Source organism: Streptomyces sp. NPDC004752 (assembly GCF_053601275.1).
Genome location: NZ_JBSGBN010000277.1, coordinates 1 through 3,114, shown reverse-complemented (window position 1 = coordinate 3,114; position 3,114 = coordinate 1). Strand labels below are relative to the sequence as shown.

The window sequence follows — 3,114 nt, the reverse complement described above, 5'->3', positions numbered from 1 at the left end:
GCCGACGACGCGGGCCCGGACGACAGACACCTCGCCCCCGCGGACCGGTGGCGGCTGGTGCTGGGCCGCCGCGGCGACCAGCTGCCCGCGTCCGCGGCCCCGTTGGCGACCGCGCTGGACGAGTTGTACGGCGCCGGACGCGGGGAGGGGAGCCGGGGCGAGCCGGGCGGCACGGGCCTGGGCGGGGGCCGGGAGGCGCCGTATCCCGGGGCGCGGGAGTGGTCCGAGGAGCTGGCGGCCCTGTTCGGTCCGGGCATCCGTGAGGAGGTGCTGGCCGCCGCCGTCGCGACGGGCCGGCAGGATGTGGTCGGCGAGCTGGACGCGGACAGCGTGCGGCCCTCGGTGGATCTGCTGCGCTCGGTGCTCCGGCACGCGGGAGGGCTGCCCGAGTCCCGGCTGGCGGCGCTGCGTCCGCTCGTACGGCGCCTGGTCGAGGCGCTGACCCGGGAACTGGCCACCCGGCTGCGTCCCGCGCTGCACGGCACGGCGCTGCCGCGTCCCGGACGGCGGCCCGGCGGCGGGCTCGACCTGCCCCGTACACTGCGGGCCAACCTGGCGACCGCGCGGCGCGGTCCGGACGGCGCGGTGCGGATCGTGCCGGAGCACCCCGTCTTCCGCAGCCGCGCCCGGCGCGCCGCGGACTGGCGGCTCGTCCTGGTCACCGACGTGTCCGGGTCCATGGAGGCGTCCACGGTCTGGGCCGCCCTGACCGCGTCGGTGCTGGCCGGGGTTCCGACGTTGTCCACGCACTTCCTGGCGTTCTCGACGAAGGTCATCGACCTCACCGACCAGGTGGCCGACCCGCTGTCCCTGCTGCTGGAGGTCAGCGTGGGCGGCGGCACCCACATCGCCGCGGGGCTGCGGCACGCGCGCGAGCTGGTCACCGTGCCGTCCCGCACCCTCGTCGTGGTGGTCAGCGACTTCGAGGAGGGCTATCCGCTCGGCGGGCTGCTCGCCGAGGTCCGCGCCCTGGTCGGCGCCGGGTGCCATGTCCTGGGCTGCGCGAGCCTCGACGACTCGGGCCGTCCGCGCTACTCCACCGGCGTGGCGGGACAACTGGTCGCCGCGGGGATGCCGGTCGCCGCCCTCAGTCCGCTCGAACTCGCCCGCTGGGTAGGGGAGAAGATCGCATGAGCCAGGGGCTTCCCCCGGTGGCACCGTCCGTGACCGCCGAACTCGTCGGGGCGCTGACCCCGCGGCTGCGCAAGCGGCTGGACGCGGGTGTCGCCAAGCTGGCCGGCCGACCCGTCGTCCGCGACGGGGACACGGTGCGCATCGCCGTCGACGACACGACCGATCTCGAACTCCACGCCCCGGGCGGCATGGTGACCAGCGTGGACGCCGTCCGCTGCGGCTGTCTGCTGGCCCCCGACTGCCTGCATCGCGCCGCCGCAGCCTCCGCTGCCCCGGTCGCCGACCCGGAGACCGAGGAGGAAGAGACGACCCAGGAGGAGGGGACGACCGGGGAAGAGGGAACGGCCGGGGAGGCGGGGGCTTCGGGGGAGGACAGGGCTTCCGGGGAACCGGGAACGGGGACGCCCGGGGTACGGGAGGCGACCGCCGGCCCGGATCCGACCACCGGCGAGGACACCTCGGCCGACCCCGGTCCCTCGCGGTCCTCCAGTGGCGGCGAGGCGGCGGCCCAAGCGGCCGGACCCGAGACGGCCACGCCCGGTCAGCGCGCCGCCGCCCAGGACCTGTGGCACGCCACCGCCGCCGTGCTGGAGGCGGGTGTGGACGGTGTCGGCGCCGTGCTCCAGGCGGAGCTGCTGCGGGCGGCGCACTCCGCACGGCTCGCGGGACTGCCCAGGGCCGCCGCAGCGGCGATCTCCGTGGTCACCGCGGTGCGCGCGGCCCGCTCCGAAGACCCGGCGTACCGCCTCGCCGGCCTGGTCGCCGTGGTGCACGAGGTGCTGACGGTGGCTCACCTCGTCCCGTACGCCACGGGCGCGGAGCTGGCCGCCCTGCGCGGCACCGTACGCCGGCCGTACACGCCGGACGGCTCGCTGCGCCTGTACGGCGTCTTCTCGGAACCGGTGCTCACGGCGACCGGGTACGCGGGCACCGTCACCTGGACCGCCGACGCGCAGGGCCGCCTCTACTCGGTGTCCGACGTGGCACCCGGAGGCGCCGGCCGGGCGGTGGCCACCGCCGACCGGACCGTACGCATCGGGGACACCGCCCTGACGCACCGCGCGCTGTCCCGGGCCGGGCTCGCGGTGTCCGGCGCGACCGTCTCCCCGACCGGCCGGCTCGGCGCGGGCGCGGCGGTACGGGCGGTGCGCGCCGGTGGTGCCGCCTGGAGCGAGCCGCCCCTCGCCGGGCTGTGGGCCGTGCCCGTCGCCGACCAGGTGGCCCGGGCCCTGGACGGCGGCCAGGACCTGCTGTTCCTCGACGTCACGCTCATCGGCACGGTGCGCGAGGCGGCGGGCGAGGCGCTGCTGGCGGACTGCGGCGGGCTGACGCTGCGGCTGGCCGCCGCCCACGACCACCCGGCGCTCCCCGACCGCGACAACCTCCGCCTGCTGGCCGCCGCGCGCGGCAGTGTGCTGCGGATCGTCGCCCGGCTCACCCCGGCCGCGCACCCCCGTGCCCTGCTGCTCGCCTCGGGCCACCCGACGGATCCGGACACACGGGTGGACCTGGGCCTGGACCGTCTGCTGCACGCGGACCTGCCCACCGCCCCGCCGCCCGCGGCCGGGGCACCCGTGGCCGAGGCGCCCTCGGCCGGGGCACCTGAACCCGCGCCCGACGAGGCACCGCTGCACCTGCTGGGCCGCCGGATCCACCAGGCGGTGTCCGGCGGGCGCCTCGTGCTGGCCTTCCCCGGCGGTGACACGGCCGACCGACGCCGTCTGCGCCGGCACGGCCTCGGGACGGCCGCCGATCTCCTCGACGCCCTGCACTCGGCCGCCGCGGACCGCGCCCGCGATCCCTTCGGCCGCCTCCTGCCGGCCGACCGGGACCGGTTCGCCCGCCGCTGGCTGGCCGCCGCCCGGTACACCGAGGAGATGGACCGCGCGCTGTGCGCCGCGACCTGGGGTGGGGGGCGGCGGGCCCCCCGCCCGGCGGCCCCCCCCCCCATAGCAACTGCGGGAAAGTGTTTTAGGCCGG

The 3,114-nt window shown here is 77.8% G+C and carries 2 protein-coding genes; both read left to right on the top strand.

The annotated features are described in order from the left end of the window. On the top strand, positions 1 to 1,134 hold a 1,134-nt coding region (locus tag ACWEKM_RS46240; protein WP_451627320.1), incomplete at its 5' end, for a vWA domain-containing protein. Then, the coding region (locus ACWEKM_RS46235; protein ID WP_451627319.1) for a hypothetical protein at positions 1,131 to 3,114 on the top strand (1,984 nt) is incomplete at its 3' end. The genes ACWEKM_RS46240 and ACWEKM_RS46235, both read left to right, overlap by 4 nt.